This window comes from Pseudarthrobacter sp. TE3704, assembly GCF_056279405.1.
This window is the reverse complement of record NZ_JBWCCJ010000001.1, coordinates 606103-622543: the sequence shown is the minus strand read 5'-3', so window position 1 is coordinate 622543 and position 16441 is coordinate 606103. Positions and strand designations below refer to the sequence as shown.

Genomic DNA, 16441 nt, shown 5'->3' with positions numbered 1-16441 from the left:
CGTTCCAATCTATCGAAAGATTGGCCTTCCCCGGTTCAGGCGGCCGCTATGCGATCCGGCAGAGGACGTCGCCGCGGCCGACGGCGGTGCCGGGCTCCTGAGGGCCCCGCGCCAGGGTGCCGCTGCGGTGGGCGGGCACTACGGTTTCCATCTTCATCGCCTCCAGCACGGCCACCGGCTGGCCGGCCTCAACGTGTTCGCCATCCTCGGCCACCCACTTCACCAGGGAACCTGACATTGGTGAGGCGAGTTCGGCGTCGTCCTCTTCCTCGGCTGCCGCGGAGGAGTGGCCTGCGCCGCCGCCTCCGCTGAGCAGGGCTTCGTACAGTTTGGCCGGCAACCCGAGCTGCACGGCCTTGCCGTCCAGCTCCACGGTGAAGGTCCTGCGGGCGGCACCGGGCTGGGTGCGGGCAATTTCGGGAGAGGCCGCCAGCTGCTCGGCGAATTCATTCTCGATCCAGGTGGTGTGCACGCCCAGGCCCTGCTCGGCGGTGAAGGCGGGATGGCGGACCACCGCACGGTGGAACGGAAGGACGGTGGGCAGCCCCACGATGCGCATCTCCTCGAGCGCTGCGGCGGCACGGCGGAGCGCCTGCGGCCGGTCCTCGCCGTGGACGATGAGCTTGGCGAGCAGGGAATCATATTCACCCGGGACCACCGAGCCGGACCGGACGCCGGAGTCGACGCGGATGCCGGCGCCGGTGGGTGGTTCAAAGGCCTCAATGGTGCCCGGGCCGGGGAGGAAGCCGCGGGCGGGGTCCTCGGCATTGAGCCGGAACTCGATGGCGTGGCCGCGCGGCTCCGGGTCGGACGTGATCCCCAGGACGCCGCCGGCGGCGATGCGGAACTGCTCGCGGACCAGGTCCACGCCGGAGGTTTCTTCGGTAATGGGATGCTCCACCTGCAGGCGGGTGTTCACCTCCAGGAAGGAGATGATCCCGTCCTTGCCCACCAGGAACTCGACCGTCCCGGCGCCATGGTAGTCCGCTTCCCGGCAGATCGCCTTGGCGGATTCGTGGATCAGCGAGCGCTGCTCGGGTGTGAGGAACGGTGCGGGAGCCTCCTCCACGAGCTTCTGATTGCGGCGCTGCAGTGAACAGTCGCGGGTTCCCAGCACCACCACGTTGCCGTGGGTATCGGCCAGGACCTGCGCTTCGACGTGCCGGGGCTGGTCCAGGAACCGCTCCACGAAGCACTCGCCGCGGCCGAATGCCACGGTGGATTCACGGACCGCCGAATCGAACGCGTCCTCCACGTCCTCCATCCGCCGGGCCACCTTCAGTCCCCGGCCACCACCGCCGAACGCGGCCTTGATGGCCACCGGCAGGCCGTATTCCCGGGCGAAGGCCAGCACTTCCTCGGCATTGGCTACGGGTCCGTCGCTGCCGGGCACAAGCGGCGCGCCGGCCCGGACGGCGATCTCCCGGGCAGTCACCTTATTGCCCAGGGCACGGATCGAATCGGGCGACGGACCCACCCAGGCCAGGCCGGCATTGATGACGGCTTCGGCAAAGTCCGCGTTCTCGGAGAGGAAGCCGTAGCCGGGGTGGATGGCGTCCGCGCCTGAGCGCCGGGCGGCGTCCAGGAGCTTGGCGATGTCCAGGTACGTTTCCGCGCTGGAGGTGCCGCCCAGGGCGTAGGCCTCGTCAGCGAGCCGCACGTGCAGGCTGTCGGCGTCCGGGTCGGAGTAGACGGCCACGGACTCGAGCCCGGAGTCCGAGCACGCCCGGGCAATCCGCACTGCGATTTCGCCACGGTTGGCAATCAGGACTTTTTTCATGGCTGGCTTCCTTCAAACGTGGTGGCGCCTACGGCTGATTCACGGGGGGTTTCCTGGCGGGCTGCTGCGTCGCCAACGGGCGCCAGGGTGCGGGGGTCCACAATGGTGAACTCGACGTGCTGCCCGGGCGGCAGCTGGGCAGCCAGGGGCAGGTCTTCGGGCACGACGACGGCGATCACCGGGTAGCCGCCGGTCACCGGGTGGTCGGCCAGGAACAGGACCGGGTGTCCGTTGGGCGGCATCTGCAGTGCCCCGGCCACCGTTCCTTCACTGGGCAGTTCGCCGTCCCGGGCGCGTGCCAGGGCGCGGCCCTCCTCCGGCGGGGCGAGCCGGACACCGATCCGGTTGGACTGCTCGGTGACCAGCCACTGCTGGCCGGTGAGGAGGGCGATGGCTTCGGCGTCGAACCAGTCATCACGGGGGCCCAGGGTCACCCGCAGGGTAGTGGTGGACGACCCTGCGTCCAGCATGCCGTCCTCCGCTATTCCCACCGGCCGGACTCCTGTTACCGGAGCGACGGGCAGGAAACTGCCCGCCGCCAGCGGGGCGGGTCCGATGCCGGACATCGAATCGCTGGAACGGCTGCCCAGGACCGGGGGAACAGCGAACCCGCCGCGCACGGCCAGGTAGGTCCGGACGCCGGCGCCGGGCGCACCGACGGTGAGGGTCTCGCCGTCGAGCAGGGCAAAGGGTGTGTGCATGGCGGGGTGCCGCAGGAGCGTGCGGTGTTCGTCGCGGATTTCCAGGACTGCCGGTGCGCCGGCAACAGCCAGCACCTGGTCTCCCTGCGCCTGCACGGTGAGCCCGCCGAGGAGGTTTTCGACGACGGCGGCATCCGGCTCATTGCCTGCCAGCCGGTTCGCCTGGCGGGTTGATCGGTGGTCGGCGGCGCCGGATACGGAGACGCCAAGGTCCCCGAAACCGGGCCGGCCCAGGTCCTGCACCAGGGACTGGAGCCCCGGGGCCTGGACGGTGAGCCCGGAGCCGGAGCTTGGGTCCTCGACCGGTGCCTGCTCTGCCCCTTCAACTGAGGGCACTGCCACAGACTCCCGCACCGCGACGTAACGGACTGTATCGCCCGGGCGGACCAGTGCCGGGGACTCCCGGCCCAGGTCCCACATCACCGCGCTGGTGTGGCCGAGGAGCTGCCAGCCGCCCGGGGACTGCCGCGGGTAGACGGCGGAGAATGCGCCGCCAAGCGCCACCGAACCGGCGGGAACCGCGGTGCGGGGCGAGCTGCGGCGGGGCACGTTGAGCGAGTCGTTCTCGCCCACCAGGTAGGTGAAGCCCGGGGCAAAGCCGCCGAACGCCCCGGTCCATGCCTGCCCGGTGTGGGCGGCAATCACGCCGTCAGCGCCCAGCCCGGTAAGCCGGCCCACTTCGGCGAGGTCTTCGCCGTCGTACACCACTTCGATGGTAACCTCGTTGCCGGTGCCGTGGTGGCGGGCCGTGAGGTCAAGGTGCGGAAGCAGTTCGCGGGCGGCGCCCGTGTGGAACCGGGAAGCAAACTTGACCAGCACGGTGGCGGCCCCGGCGATGGCATCGAGCTGGCCGGGAAGGGGTTCGGCCTCCAGCCGGTGGTGCAGCGCAAGGACCGATGCGAGGTCGGTCAGCTCCACGAGGACCGCACGGGGGCCGGCCCAACGGATACCGGTGATGCTCATACAAAGCTCCGCACAGTGACGCCGGCGTCCTCGAGGCCGGTCCGCACGGCTCCGGCCATGGCAACCGCCCCCGCGGTGTCGCCGTGGACGCAGATGCTGTCCGCCTGGACCTGCAGCAGGGATCCGTCGCGGGCAATGATGGTGCCCTCGGTGGCGAGCCGGACCATGTTGCCGGTGATGGCGTCGTGGTCGTGCAGCACGGCGCCTTCCTCGCGGCGGGACACCAAGGTTCCGTCGGGGTTGTAAGCGCGGTCCGCGAAGGCTTCGGACAGGGCCGTCAGGCCGCGGGCCCCCGCCTTTTTCGCGGCAACGGCTCCCGGCAGGAGCAGCAGCGGCAGGTCCGGGTTGAAGGCGTGTACGGCGTCCACCACGGCCTGAGCGTGGACCTCGTGGTGCACGATGGTGTTGTAGAGGGCGCCGTGGGGTTTGACGTACTTGACCTCCGCGCCGGCTGCCCGGGCAAGCGCCTGCAGCGCACCAAGCTGGTACAGCACGTCGTCGGCCAGTTCGTTGGCGGAGCAGTCAAGGAAGCGGCGGCCGAAGCCTGCCAGGTCGCGGTAGCCCACGTGCGCGCCGATGGTGACGCCGGCGGCCACAGCGTCCCGGCAGGTGCGGGCGATAGTGGAGGGATCGCCGGCATGGAAGCCGCAGGCAACGTTGGCGCTGGTCACGTGGCGGAAGACGGCGGCATCGTCACCCATGGTCCAGTTGCCGAAGGATTCCCCGACGTCGCTGTTCAGATCGATGAAAGGCATGTGACCCTCGTCTCAGGTTGGATTCTTCATCCATCATGCCTTACGAACCAAGATTGTTCAACAATCTTTTTATCGCAGTCTGGTTAAAGCAAGGCGGGGTCACTTACGGCCCAATCCGCACCCCGGATTGGGCCCGTAGTGACCCCGCGTTGCTGTGCTTACTCCCCGGTGATCACCAAAGCGACGCTGTGGCCGCCGAAGCCGAAGGCGTTCACCAGGCCGGCCCGGGGATTTCCCGCCGGCAGGGCGTGCGCTTCCTCGGTGATGACGTTCAGGTCCACTTCGGGGTCCTGCGCCTCAACGTTCAGGGTGCCCGGAAGCTGGCCGGTGCGCAGGGCTTCAAGCACAACGACGGCGGCCAGCGCGCCGGCGCCGCCCAGCAGGTGGCCGGTGTGCCCCTTGGTGGAGGTCACCGGCACGTCCGCGCCGAAGATCGCGTTGATGGCCTGACCTTCGAGCCGGTCCCCGACAGGGGTGGAAGTGGCGTGGGCGTGGACGAAGCCGATGTCCGCAGGCTGCATGCCGGCCGATTCCAGCGCCTTCTGCATCACGCGCCGCTGCATGGCGGGGTCTGCCGCGACGATGTCGTTCGCGTCGGAGGTTACCGCGCCGCCGGCCACGGCCCCGAGCACCAAGGCGCCGCGGGCGCGGGCGTGCTCTTCGCTTTCCAGCACCACCACGCCGGCGCCTTCCGCGAGCACAAAGCCGTCCCGGCCGCCGTCGAACGGGCGCGAGGCCCGCTGTGGATCGTCGGAGCGGGTGGACAGTGCGCGGATCTGGGAGAAGCCGGTGATCACCAGGTCGTTGACGGAGGCGTCAACGCCGCCGGCGATCACGACGTCGGCAGCGCCGGAGCGGATCATCTCGGCTGCCTGGACAATCGCCTCGGCGCCGGACGCGCAGGCGCTGACGGGCGTGCGGGCGCCACCGCGGGCGCCAAGGTCGATGGACACCCAGGCCGCGGGGCCGTTGACCATGAGCCGGGTCAGGGTATGGGGAGACACCTTGCGGGGCCCGGATTCGGCCAGGGTCCTGTCCTGTTCCAGGGTGGAGCCCAGCCCGCCGTACGCGGAGCCGATCACCACGGCGAAGCGTTCCGGGTCCACCTCAGGGGCGCCGGCTTGCTTCCACGCTTCCCGCGCGGCAATGAGCGCGAGCTGGCCGCAGCGGTCCATCCGCTTGATCTCGCGGGTGCTCAGGTGCTCCGAAAGGTCGGCGGGCGCCTGGCCGGCGATCTTGACGGGCAGCTGCTCAGCCCACTCCTCCTCCAGGGCCGCGATGCCGGACTGCCCGGTCAGGAGGGCCGTCCAGGTTTCGGCCACCGACGATCCGAGCGGGTTGATGGTCCCGGCACCGGTGACCAGCGCGCGTGGTTGTGATGCTGTCATGTCGCCCTACTTCGCGGGGTTGTGGGTGCCGATGGGCACCAGGGTGAGGTCCGGATGGTTCTTTTCGATCCGCCGCAGTGCCCAGACGTCGTTGAACAGGGCGAGGTATTCGCCGTCGGACCGCAAAAGCACCTCCGCGCCCGGGACGTTTGCAAGCGCCGGCATGGCATCCGCCGTCGAAATCCTGGCCAGCGAGTAGGGCAGGCGCTCCAGGCGCATGGGGGCGCTGAAGTCGTGGGCCATGCGGTCCTCCACCACTTCGAACTGCATGGGGCCGACGGCGGCAAGCACCGGGGCCTGGTCGCCGCGGACGTCGGAGCGGAGCACCTGGATGACGCCCTCGTGCTCAAGCTGTTCGATGCCGCGGCGGAACTGCTTGAACTTGCTGGGGTCCTTGGAGCGCGCAACCTGGAAGTGCTCGGGAGCGAACAACGGGATGGCGGGGTACTCCACCGGTTCTTCCAAAAACAGGCTGTCGCCGACGCGCAGGGAGGAGGCGTTGACCAGGCCCACCACGTCGCCGGGGTATGCCTCGTCGATGACTTCGCGTTCCCGGCCGAACACCTGCTGGGCGTACTTTGTGGCGAAGGATTTGCCGGTGCGGGTCTGGGTGACCACCATGCCGCGCTCGAAGACGCCGGAGCAGACGCGGATGAAGGCCACATGGTCGCGGTGGGCCTTGTTCATGCCGGCCTGGACCTTGAAGACAAAGCCGGAGAACGGTGATTCGACAGGCCTTGGCATGCCTTCCACGTCCGGGCGGGGTGCTGCGGGCGGGGCGAAGTCCACCAGCGCGTCCAGCAGTTCCTTGACGCCGAAGTTGAGCGCGGCGGAGCTGAACAGGATGGGTGTGGCCTTGCCGGCGTGGAAGCTCTCGACGTCGAACTCCAGGTTCGATTCGATCACCAGGCCGGCCTCGTCCACGGCGTCCGACCAGTTGCTGCCCTGGCTTTCCGCCGCTTCCTCCGGGGTGAAGTATTCCGTGATGGCGATCTGCGCGCCGGCGTTGTTGCGCTGGAACCGGGCGAAGCGGTCATTGCGCAGGTCCCAGACGCCTCGGAAATCGCCGGAGATGCCCACCGCCCAGGTCAGGGGCATGGGCTGCAGGCCAGTGCGCTCGGTGATCTCGTCCATCAGGGCCAGGGCGTCGAGGCCGGGACGGTCCCACTTGTTGATGACGGTGATGATGGGAAGGTTGCGCTGCTTGCAGACCTCGAACAGCTTCATGGTCTGGGTTTCCAGGCCCTTGGCGGCGTCCACCAGCATCACGGCGCAGTCCACGGCGGCGAGCACGCGGTAGGTGTCTTCGGAGAAGTCCGCGTGGCCGGGGGTGTCCAGCAGGTTGATAACGGTGTCCCGGTAGGAGAACTGCAGGGCGGCCGAGCTGATGGAAATGCCACGGTCCTTCTCCATCTGCATCCAGTCCGAGACGGTCTCCTTGCGGTTCGCCTTGCCGCTGGATGCGCCGGCAGTGCCGATCACCTTGGCGTGCAGTGCGAGCGCCTCGGTCAGCGTGGACTTGCCGGCGTCAGGGTGCGAGATGACAGCAAAGGTCCGACGGCGGCCTGCCTCTTTGTGAATCGCCGAGATCCGGGCGGGGGTCAGGACATCTTGGGACACGGTGCTACTTTCGCTGCGGGTGGGACTGCCCGGGCGCCTTTCAGGCACTGCGCACCGGGGCGCTGGGGCCCGGGGCCGGGAAACGGGCTGGCGGAAAGCCAAGTTCCAGTTTATCGCAGGGCGGCAAATCCCAACGGTCCCGCTTAACGCCGCCGAAACCAGCAGTTCAAAGCCGCGAAATGAGCCCCCGCTACCGTGGCCGCATGATGACGCTTGGCAATGCCTTCCGCGGCAGTTGCACATCCCGCGGGGGAAGGAACTGATCAGCCGTGCACGGTATCTCTTTTTCGGGCAACCTCTTTTTTGATCCCCTTGCGGGCGGGCTGGCAGCACCCGGAGGTGGCGCCGGTGTGCGCGGCAGCGGACCTGCTGAGGGCGCAGGCAGCATGCCCCCGCGGCGCGGGACGCAGACGCTGGCCGAACAGAAGGCGCTCCGCGCCGCATCCCTTGTGAAAGTCAGCAGGGACCTGGAACGGATGGTGCGGGAGCGCACACGCTCCCGGTGACGCTTCCTGGTGTTTATGGCCTGTAGCGGCATGATGGGTGCATGCGCAGTATCGAGTTGACCTTCGACGACGATACGGACGCCCGCATCAGGTCCGACTGGGCCAGGCTCGCCGAGGCGGACGTGCCCAGCCTTGCTGCCCACACGGCCCCCAGCAACCGCCCGCACATCACCCTCGCGGCGGGTGCCGGCCTGCAGCTTTCCGGCGAAGGCCAGGAGTTTCTGCAGATGCTGCCGGTTCCTGTTGAGTTTTCCGGTGTCCTCGTTTTTCCCGGCGGTCCGGGAAAGTACGTTCTCTCCCGCTCCATCGTGCTGACCCGGCAGCTTCTGGAACTGCATCGCCTGGTGCATGAGGCGGCGGCTGGAGCCGTACCCCTCACCCGTCCCGATGCCTGGACACCGCACGTCACCCTCGCCCGCCGCGTCCCGCACCACCTGCTCGGCAGGGCAGCGGAACTTCTGGACCTGCGGTTGGAGGGCGAATGCACCAACGCCAGGCTGTGGGACAGCGGCACCAAAACGGTCACGTCACTGGGAAGCCACCCCTAGGTCTGGCTTGGGCGTACCGACCAGAGCCTAAGAGGCGGGATCGTGAGGTTTCGCCGGCTTGTAGCCGGCGAGTTCGGCGCGGATGTCGCCCTCCTCGTGCCCGCCCTTTTTCTTGCCAATGGGCAGCGCTTTCAGCAGGGGGTGCACAACAGCCATGACGACGAGGCCCCAGGCCAGGCCGACGACGGCCGAGCACAGGGTGTTCACAAGCCACGCCAGGAAGCCGCCAACCACGGCGATGCCGGCGAAGGGCTTCTCCAGGACATGGACCAGGTCGTAAGGGGCGTGCCAGCCAAGGTCGTGTGCACCCTGCAGCATGATGTGGCCGCCCACCCACAGCATGGCGATCGTCCCCACAAACGTGATCCCGGCCAGAACGGCGGGCATCCCCTTGACGAGCAGCTCGCCAAAACGCTTGGAGCCGGCAGAGTCCTTGGTGGTCAGATGGAGGCCGATGTCGTCCATCTTGACGATGAGGGCAACGGCACCGTAAACCAGCACCGTGATGACCAGTGCCACCACTACCAGGATGAGCGCCCGGACCCACAGGGATTCATCGGCCACCTCGTTCATCGAGATGACCATGATTTCGCAGGACAGGATGAAGTCGGTGGTGATGGCGCCCTTGACCACCTTGGCTTCCGCGCCCGGTCCGCGGTCCACCGCCGGTGCATCCTCGTCGGCGGTGTGGTGGCCGCGGAGCTTGTGCCAGACCTTTTCGGCACCCTCGTAGCAGAGGTAGGTGCCGCCCAGCATCAGGATGAACGGGATTGCCCAGGGGACGAAGGCGCTCACCAGCAGCAGTGCCGGCAGGATGATGAGCAGCTTGTTCCGCAGTGAGCCCCAGAAGATCTTCTTGATCATGGGAAGTTCGCGGGACGGGTCCCTCCCGGACACGTACTGCGGTGTGACAGCGGCGTCGTCGATCACCACGCCGGCGGCTTTGGCGCCTGCCTTGGCGGCGCCGGCCGCGACGTCGTCCACCGAGGCTGCCGCGATGCGGGCCAGGGCTGCGACGTCGTCCAGCAGGGCGACGAGACCGCCGCTCACAGGAGGTCCCCGTGCTGCGCGACGGCGGACGGCTGGGCGGAGATGCGTCGGTTCAGGCGCGTGTTTGGCATGTTTGGAGTATATGACGGCGGGACTCCCGTGGGTGAGAGCAGGAGCGTTAACAGGGAGGGTGCCAGCGCCCGGCGGCACCCGACCCGCTTCTCCGTCCGGAAGCAGGTCCAAGCCAAAGTGCCTTTCGGGCACCCGCCGCGGAACGCGCTTCCAGCGGCTTCCGCAACAGCCCCTAATGGGGCACTTTGGGGCTTGCCCGTGCGGAAGTTGGGGTTTCTTACCCCTATCATTGAGCTTGCGGGAAACTGAGCATTTTCAGATCCTGCCGGCCATCCAATAAAGCCGGCATTCTTGCGGGCGGCGGTCCGCACCTTTGAAGGGAACACCTATGGCGCGGAGCCCCGAAGAGTCACTCAGGGCAACTCTGGGCAGGGTGGCACCCGGAACCCCCCTCCGTGACGGCCTCGAGCGGATCCTGCGGGGGCGGACCGGCGCGCTGATTGTCCTGGGCTCGGACCGGACCATCGACTCCATCTGTTCCGGCGGGTTCGATATCGGCATCGACTTCTCCCCCACCCGCCTCCGCGAACTCGCCAAGATGGACGGCGCCATCATCTGCGACAAAGACGCCGGAAACATCCTCCGCGCCGCCGTCCAGCTTGTCCCGGACTCAAGCATCGAAACGCAGGAATCCGGCACCCGGCACCGCACCGCGGAACGCGTGGCAATCCAGACCGGCGTTCCCGTGATCTCGGTCAGCCAGTCCATGCAGATCATCGCCCTCTACGTCAACGGCCTGCGCCACGTGCTGGAAGGCTCGGAAAAGGTCCTGGCCCGCGCCAACCAGGCACTGGCAACTTTGGAACGCTACCGCTCCCGCCTGGACCAGGTCACCAGCTCGCTCTCGGCCCTCGAGATCGAAGCAATGGTCACCGTACGGGACGTCGCCGTCACACTGCAGCGGCAGGAAATGGTCCGCCGCATCTCGGAGGAAATATCCCAGTACGTCCTGGAACTCGGCGAGGACGGCCGCCTACTGTCGCTGCAGCTTGACGAACTGACCGTAGGCCGCGGACCGGGCAGCGACGTCATCATCCGCGACTATGCCAGCCCGGACGCCTCCGCCGAGGACATCGAAAAGGCCGTCAACGAGCTGGTGAACCTCGGCCCCACCGAGCTGATCGACCTCGGCAAAATCTCCGGGATTGTTGGCTTTGCCGGCGGTGAAGCCAACCTCGACGCCGTCGTCCAGCCCCGCGGCTACCGCCTCCTGTCCGGCCTGAAGGCAGTACCCAAGGCCGTCGCCGACCGCCTGGTGGACCACTTTGGCGGCCTGCAGTTCCTGATGGCCGCCACCATCGACGACCTCATGACCGTGGACGGAATCGGCGACCAACGCGCCCGGACAGTCCGCGAAGGCCTGAGCCGCATGGCTGAGGCAAGCCTGCTGGACCGCTTCCTCTAGAAGCCCCCAGGAGCCTCCCAGAGACTAGTTCAGTTGGAAAACAGCCTTGGGGCTGGCCTTCGAACCGAGCTTCGCGGTGAAGATGTAGTACGCCCCGCCGGTGCCGGGCTTGGACTCCACCGCCTGGCAGCCCTCCACTGTCCGGTTCCGGGACCACGGAAAGTTGGCCGTCTCGCTCGCGCCGGGCGCGATGGTCTTCACGAGGTCCTCGCTGGTGGCCTGGCAGTCCCGTGACGAGAAGACCCGGTCCGGGCCGCTGGTCACCAGGAATTCCATCTGGGAGGTCCCGATGTTGACCTGGCACGGCATGGTGCCGCCGTTGGTCACCTTCAGTGTCAGCATGGGGTTTTCCTCCGGACCGTACGCGGCCTTGTCCGTGGAGGCGGAGACCGTTACCAGGTTCTGGTTGCAGGTGGGCGTAGGGGAAGGCGTGGGTGTGGCGGACGGAGCGGAGGCGGACGGTTCAGGCGTGGCGGTTGGCGACTCGGAAACGGCAGGGCTGCCCGCGCGATCCGTGGACGAGGCCTGTTCGGACCCGGAGAATACGCCGGCCAGGGCGAACCCGCTTACCACCAGGGCGATGACCATCAGCAGCGCGCCGCCCGCGAACAGCCGGCGGCGGCGGTAAACGGCAGGGCTGGCCTTCCGAACGCTGCTGGAACCGGATGCCGATGCTTTGCCGCGCGTTGATGAATCCCCTTGCCTGCCCATCCTCCTAGGCTAGAGAAGCGCACCGGTTCTGCCTGGCCACCACGCCGCCGGGCCTCCATTGCTCTGGTCACATCCGCTTTTCAGGCTCCCGGAACACATCCATTACAGTGTTGGCATCGACACTAAGACTCCCCCTCCGGCCGCGCCCGCAACACTTCATGGAAACGGTGTGGAGCTTCAGCAGCTGCACAGCAGGATCACCGGCTGGTTCGCCGAAACCGCCCGCGACCTGCCCTGGCGCGGACCCGCATGCTCTGCGTGGGGCGTGCTGGTCAGCGAGATCATGCTGCAGCAGACGCCCGTGGTCCGGGTGCTGCCCGTCTGGCAGGAATGGCTCAAACGCTGGCCCACACCCGCAGGGCTGGCAGGTGAACCTGCCGGTGAAGCGGTCCGTTCCTGGGGCAGGCTGGGATATCCCCGCCGGGCCCTTCGCCTGCACGCGGCCGCAGGCGCCATCGTCCAGGACCACGGAGGGAAGGTCCCTGACACCTACGCCGAACTGCTGGCTCTTCCCGGCGTGGGAAGTTACACGGCCGCAGCCGTCGCTGCGTTCGCCTACGGCCGCCGGGAGACCGTCGTGGACACCAACATCCGCCGCGTTCACGCACGCCTGGTTTCCGGCGTCGCGCTTCCCGCCCCGGCGCTGACCGCGGCGGAGATGCGCCTGGCCGCCTCCCTTTTGCCGGACGACGACGGCACGTCCGTGCGCTGGAATGCCGCGGTCATGGAGCTGGGCGCCTTGGTTTGCACCGCGCGTGCGCCCAAATGTTCCGCCTGCCCGGTGAAGGACTCCTGTGCGTGGCTCGCGGCAGGTGAGCCGCCGCCGTCGTACGTCCCCAAAGGCCAGGCATGGCACGGCACTGACCGCCAGGTCCGCGGTGCCGTGATCGCTGTGCTGCGCCTGGCTGAAACCCCTGTGCCGGCAGAGATGTTCACCCATGAGCCCGCGGACTTGGGCTTTGCGCCCGCAGGCATCGGCGTGCCGCTGGCAGCCCTGCACCGGCTAAACCCGCCGCCCGAGCAGCTGGAACGTTCCCTGTCGGGGCTGCTCGCGGACGGACTCGCCGAAATGCACGACGGCGGATACCGGCTTCCTGCCTGACCCGCCAGGTTGACGTGCGATTATGCCTGAGCTGGCATACTTCTTGGTGACCGAAGCCGGGGGAAGCCATGAAAATCATCCTGTACATCGAGTGGGCGCTGTTCGTCGCCGGCGCCGTCTTTGCACTGATCCACGCGGCGCGGAAGACCAGTCGCCAGGAACAGCTCATGACGGCCTGGCCGAAGGCGCAGGCTACAGTGACCGGCAGCGTTGCGGGCTGGACAAGCGGTGGCGGCGGCTCCAGCCGGAGCCGGCGCTTCTTCCCCACCTACCAGTTCACCGACACCCGCGGCACCCTGTTCATGGGCAAGTCCGAGATCTCCCTTGCCACCCAGCCCGTTCCCGGTTCGCTCATTGAGGTGGCCTACAACCCCTCCAACCCGAATGAATCGCTGCAGGTTTCGTCGGCCCCGCGGACCACGCTCGGCTGCCTGATCCCGTTCTTTGCAGTCTTTGCCATCGCCCTGTTCTGGTTCATCGGCATCTTCCCGGTGGGCTGACGCGGCGCTCGGTCTCCTTTTGGCTGTCGACAGGCCTGCAGCCATAACAATGCCGGTACCAGTTTGGCCGCTCCGGGGAACACTTGCGCGGGCCGGTCCTACGCTGAAGTATGCGCAAGCCGGGGCTGCTTTTGGCATTGATGACGACGGCGGGACTCGCCTCGGGATGCGGGCCCGGCCCCGGCGCGGTCCCGTGCCCGGCCATCGCGCAGGCGACGGCCGTTTCCGTAACGGTCGCGGCGGACTATGCGCCGCAGGTTGGCGCTCTCCACCTCAAGGCATGCCAGGACGGCACCTGCAAGGAATCCGCCGTGGAGCTGCATCCCGGGAGCGCCTCAATTGACCAGGGCTGCACCCCGGACGGCGTCTGTTCCGCAACCGCTTCGCCGGACGGCACCAAAGTGGGGGCGCTGATGCTGGAGACGCTGACGGAATCGCCCATGACGGTAACTGCTTCGGGAACCGCCCCCGACGGGACGGCCCTGCCTGTCCGCACCCTTGATTTCCGGCCCCGCGGTGAGTACCCCTTCGGGGAGCAGTGCGGCAGGTTCGTCACTGCATCAGTGACCCTGGACGCCTCCGGCCTCAGCGAGCGGTTCTGACCCGGGAAGGCTTGGCTCAGAACAGTGCGGGTTGGCTGAAGGGATGTCCCGCTTCCCCCGCGGCACCGGCAGCCGCAGCTTCGGCATCCCAGTCGAGGCCCAGTTCGGCGAGCAGCTCCTCCACAGACATCTGCCCGTCCAGCACTTCAATTTCGGGGGAGTTGTCGTCAAGGTGGAGCCGTTCCATGGCATCGAGCTTATTCGCAGCCATCTCCAAAAATGCCCTGAACACACCGCGATGTGGCGATTCGGCCGGCGCGGAATTGCCTACGGCTCGCCGAAACCCGCCTGCACCAGCCCGCCCACGTAGTTCACGGCCCGTTCGGCGTCCACGCCCCACGCTTCAACATGCAGCAAGGACCCCTTGCCGGCAGCGAGCGTCATGAGCGACGTCATGGAAGTGCCGTCCACCCCGTTGATGGTGACCTCGGCGTCCAGCGAGGACAGCCCGCCGGCGATCTTCGCTGCCGGCCGCGCATGCATTCCGGCCTGGTTGATGAGTTCGAACTCGCCGGTGCAGGCCGGACCCTGGCCGGTGACCGAGCCCTCCTCCACTACCTGCTGCGGCGGAACGTCGGTACGCCGCGGCGGACCACCCGCTGCCTCCGCAGCGCGCCTGACCGCCTGGAGGTCCGCTCCGCCCTGCGCCGCGACGGCGGCTGCCACCAGCCCCTCCACCAGCGGCGCGTCAGCCAGGACCACACCGGCCGGGTTGTCCGCGAACTCCAGGGCGGACTCCGCCGTCATGACCGCCGACCCCAGGTCCGTGAGGATCACGGCGCCGTCGCTGCCGGCGGCCTGGTCCAGGGCGGCCAGCACCTTCTCAAGGCTGGTGCCGATCCTGCCGTCGCTGGTGCCGCCGGCTGCGATGATCACGACGTCGGGCGCCATTTGGGCGGCGAGTTCCACGGCGCCGTCGGCAATCTTTTCGCTATGGGAGACCACCACAATGCTTACGGTCACGCAGCCGCCCCCACCGCAGCCCGAAGAATCAGCGCAGTGGACGCTGCCCCGGGGTCCCGGTGCCCGATGCTCCGCTCGCCCAGGTAGCTGGCCCGGCCCTTCCGCGCCATCAGCGGATCGGTGGCCGCAGCTCCGGCTTCGGCAGCCTCCGCCGCCGCCACCAGAACCGTCAGCACGTCCGGCCCGCCGAACTCGGCAGCGGCCCGGGCAGCCTCGGCTGCCGGCGTCCAGGCATCCACCATCGTCTTGTCCCCGGGCTCCGCCTTGCCCCTGGCCACAATCCCGTCCCGGGCAGCGGCCAGGGCGCCGGCCCAGGCCGCCGGTTCGATCTCCAGGGAGTCGCCCAGTGCTGTGGCCGCGCGGAGGAACGCCGTACCGTAAAGGGGCCCGGCCGCGCCGCCCACCTTGGACATCAGGGTCATCGCCGTCAGCTTCAGGGCCGCACCGGGTGTTTCCGGCGCGGCTTCAGCCAGCTTGTCAAGCACGGCCTGGAAGCCGCGGTCCATGTTCTCGCCATGGTCGGAGTCGCCGATTGCGCGGTCAAGCTCAATCAGTTCAACGCGGTGCTCGGCCATGGCCTGGGCGCACAGCGTCAGCCATTTGACTGCCCACACAACATCCAGCACCACGGCTACACGCCCCAGCGGAGCGCTGCGGTGTGCACGGGCGCGTCCCACAGTTCGGTCAGTTCATCGTCCAGCCGGAGGACGGAGATGGAGCAGCCCTGCATCTCCAGGGCTGTGATGTAGTTCCCCACCAGTGAGCGTTCCACCACGGCTCCCCTGTCTGCCAGGATCTGCGCAGCCCGCCGGTAGACGATATACAGCTCGCTGAGCGGAGTGCCGCCCATCCCGTTGACGAAGAGCAGCACCTTGTCGCCCGGCTGGACTTTCAGGTCACCCAGGACCGGCTCAAGCAGGCGCTCGGTGATTCCGTCCGCATTTTCCATAGGGATGCGGTGCCGGCCCGGCTCCCCGTGGATTCCGATCCCGATCTCTATCTCATCCTCGCCAAGGTCAAAGCTGGGTGACCCGGCGTGGGGAACGGTGCAGGCAGAGAGGGCCACGCCCATAGTGCCAACGTTCGCATTAACGCGCTCACCGATGCCGGCTACGGATTCCAGGTCGTCGCCCCGTTCGGCGGCGGCGCCGGCAATCTTCTCCACCAGCAGCGTTCCGCCCACGCCGCGGCGCCCTGCCGTGTACAGGGAATCCTCGACGGCGACGTCATCGTTGACAAGGACGGTGCGGACACTGACGCCTTCCGCTTCGGCCAGTTCAGCAGCCGTCTCGAAGTTCAGCACGTCGCCGGTGTAGTTCTTGACGATATGCACGACGCCGGCCCCTGAGTTCACAGCGAGGGTTGCGGGAAGGATCTGGTCCGGCGTCGGTGAGGTGAACACCGCCCCCGGCACGGCGGCGTCGAGCATTCCCTGCCCCACGAAGCCGGCGTGCAGCGGCTCATGGCCGCTGCCGCCTCCGGAGACCAGTCCTACCTTCCGGTTCACCGGCGCGTCCTTGCGGGTGATGTACGTGGGGTCGGTGCTGACGGTGACCAGGCCGGCGTGCGCCAGGCCAAAGCCCTGGACAGATTCTTCGACGACAGACCGGGGATCGTTGATGAGCTTTTTCATGGCGGTGCTCCTGGCCGTGTTCCTGGAGGGTGTCCCTTCGACCCTACTACCGGCACACCACGCGACGGTAGATTTCCGCTGGTAGGAGGCAGACGCAGCAAAGGGACAGCCCCCAATGACTGTCCCTTTCCTGAGGCCCCCC

17 protein-coding genes are annotated in these 16441 nt (G+C 67.9%); 6 read left to right on the top strand and 11 right to left on the bottom strand.

All coding sequences use genetic code 11. The annotated features are described in order from the left end of the window. Nucleotides 1-46 precede the first annotated feature (46 nt). From ACZ9BC_RS02930 to ACZ9BC_RS02910, 5 genes are all read right to left on the bottom strand, one after another. Entirely contained in the window at nucleotides 47-1780 is a 1734-nt protein-coding gene (locus tag ACZ9BC_RS02930) for an acetyl/propionyl/methylcrotonyl-CoA carboxylase subunit alpha (RefSeq protein WP_476244653.1), read from the bottom strand. Beyond that, entirely contained in the window at nucleotides 1777-3444 is a 1668-nt protein-coding gene (locus ACZ9BC_RS02925) for a 5-oxoprolinase subunit B/C family protein (protein WP_476244652.1), read from the bottom strand. Before ACZ9BC_RS02925 ends, ACZ9BC_RS02930 begins: the two co-directional genes overlap by 4 nt. After that, a complete protein-coding gene (locus ACZ9BC_RS02920; protein ID WP_476244651.1) occupies nucleotides 3441-4199 on the bottom strand; it encodes a LamB/YcsF family protein in 759 nt (252 codons plus the stop codon). Before ACZ9BC_RS02920 ends, ACZ9BC_RS02925 begins: the two co-directional genes overlap by 4 nt. Before the next feature lie 158 nt (nucleotides 4200-4357). Then, on the bottom strand, nucleotides 4358-5587 hold the full coding sequence (locus ACZ9BC_RS02915; RefSeq protein WP_476244650.1) for a beta-ketoacyl-[acyl-carrier-protein] synthase family protein: 1230 nt from the start codon (nucleotides 5585-5587) through the stop codon (nucleotides 4358-4360). A gap of 6 nt (nucleotides 5588-5593) precedes the next feature. Beyond that, nucleotides 5594-7207, bottom strand: a complete 1614-nt coding sequence (locus ACZ9BC_RS02910; protein ID WP_476244649.1) for a peptide chain release factor 3 — start codon at nucleotides 7205-7207, stop codon at nucleotides 5594-5596. 269 nt (nucleotides 7208-7476) lie between these two features. On the opposite strand from ACZ9BC_RS02910, the gene ACZ9BC_RS02905 reads away from it, so the two are divergent. Beyond that, nucleotides 7477-7713, top strand: coding sequence for a hypothetical protein (locus ACZ9BC_RS02905; protein ID WP_476244648.1), 237 nt, complete (start codon nucleotides 7477-7479; stop codon nucleotides 7711-7713). A 41-nt stretch (nucleotides 7714-7754) separates the two neighbouring features. Next, a complete protein-coding gene (locus tag ACZ9BC_RS02900) occupies nucleotides 7755-8261 on the top strand; it encodes a 2'-5' RNA ligase family protein (RefSeq protein WP_476244647.1) in 507 nt (168 codons plus the stop codon). A 27-nt stretch (nucleotides 8262-8288) separates the two neighbouring features. Here ACZ9BC_RS02900 and ACZ9BC_RS02895 read toward each other — a convergent pair whose 3' ends face one another. Beyond that, nucleotides 8289-9311 carry a DUF808 domain-containing protein gene (locus ACZ9BC_RS02895; RefSeq protein WP_476244646.1) on the bottom strand — a complete coding sequence of 341 codons (1023 nt, stop codon included), beginning with the start codon at nucleotides 9309-9311 and terminating at the stop codon, nucleotides 8289-8291. 400 nt (nucleotides 9312-9711) lie between these two features. Here ACZ9BC_RS02895 and disA point away from each other — a divergent pair, with 400 nt between their 5' ends. Further along, complete coding sequence (disA, locus tag ACZ9BC_RS02890) at nucleotides 9712-10788, top strand: DNA integrity scanning diadenylate cyclase DisA (protein WP_476244645.1); 1077 nt, start codon at nucleotides 9712-9714, stop codon at nucleotides 10786-10788. A 24-nt stretch (nucleotides 10789-10812) separates the two neighbouring features. On the opposite strand, the gene ACZ9BC_RS02885 is transcribed toward disA, so the two are convergent. Then, on the bottom strand, nucleotides 10813-11499 hold the full coding sequence (locus ACZ9BC_RS02885) for a hypothetical protein (protein WP_476244644.1): 687 nt from the start codon (nucleotides 11497-11499) through the stop codon (nucleotides 10813-10815). A gap of 283 nt (nucleotides 11500-11782) precedes the next feature. Between ACZ9BC_RS02885 and ACZ9BC_RS02880 the strand changes: the two genes are divergently transcribed. The 3 genes from ACZ9BC_RS02880 (at nucleotide 11783) to ACZ9BC_RS02870 (ending at nucleotide 13703) form a co-directional block, all read left to right on the top strand. Beyond that, a complete protein-coding gene (locus ACZ9BC_RS02880; RefSeq protein ID WP_476244834.1) occupies nucleotides 11783-12601 on the top strand; it encodes an HhH-GPD family protein in 819 nt (272 codons plus the stop codon). Between the two features lie 68 nt (nucleotides 12602-12669). Then, nucleotides 12670-13101, top strand: coding sequence for a DUF3592 domain-containing protein (locus tag ACZ9BC_RS02875; RefSeq protein ID WP_476244643.1), 432 nt, complete (start codon nucleotides 12670-12672; stop codon nucleotides 13099-13101). Between the two features lie 110 nt (nucleotides 13102-13211). Continuing rightward, on the top strand, nucleotides 13212-13703 hold the full coding sequence (locus ACZ9BC_RS02870) for a hypothetical protein (protein ID WP_476244642.1): 492 nt from the start codon (nucleotides 13212-13214) through the stop codon (nucleotides 13701-13703). A gap of 16 nt (nucleotides 13704-13719) precedes the next feature. On the opposite strand, the gene ACZ9BC_RS02865 is transcribed toward ACZ9BC_RS02870, so the two are convergent. From ACZ9BC_RS02865 to dhaK, 4 genes are read right to left on the bottom strand one after another with little or no spacing between them, the layout of a single operon-like run. Continuing rightward, nucleotides 13720-13914 (bottom strand): hypothetical protein, encoded by a 195-nt coding sequence (locus ACZ9BC_RS02865; RefSeq protein ID WP_476244641.1) that lies wholly within the window; start codon nucleotides 13912-13914, stop codon nucleotides 13720-13722. Nucleotides 13915-13970: 56 nt separating this feature from the next. Beyond that, entirely contained in the window at nucleotides 13971-14666 is a 696-nt protein-coding gene (dhaM, locus tag ACZ9BC_RS02860) for a dihydroxyacetone kinase phosphoryl donor subunit DhaM (protein ID WP_476244640.1), read from the bottom strand. Further along, the gene (dhaL, locus tag ACZ9BC_RS02855; RefSeq protein ID WP_476244833.1) at nucleotides 14663-15295 is read right to left on the bottom strand and encodes a dihydroxyacetone kinase subunit DhaL; all 633 of its coding nucleotides are present in this window, start codon (nucleotides 15293-15295) and stop codon (nucleotides 14663-14665) included. The genes dhaM and dhaL overlap by 4 nt, the downstream gene beginning before the upstream one ends. 2 nt (nucleotides 15296-15297) lie before the next feature. Beyond that, nucleotides 15298-16299 (bottom strand): dihydroxyacetone kinase subunit DhaK, encoded by a 1002-nt coding sequence (gene dhaK / locus ACZ9BC_RS02850; RefSeq protein WP_476244639.1) that lies wholly within the window; start codon nucleotides 16297-16299, stop codon nucleotides 15298-15300. Between the last annotated feature and the right edge of the window lie 142 nt (nucleotides 16300-16441).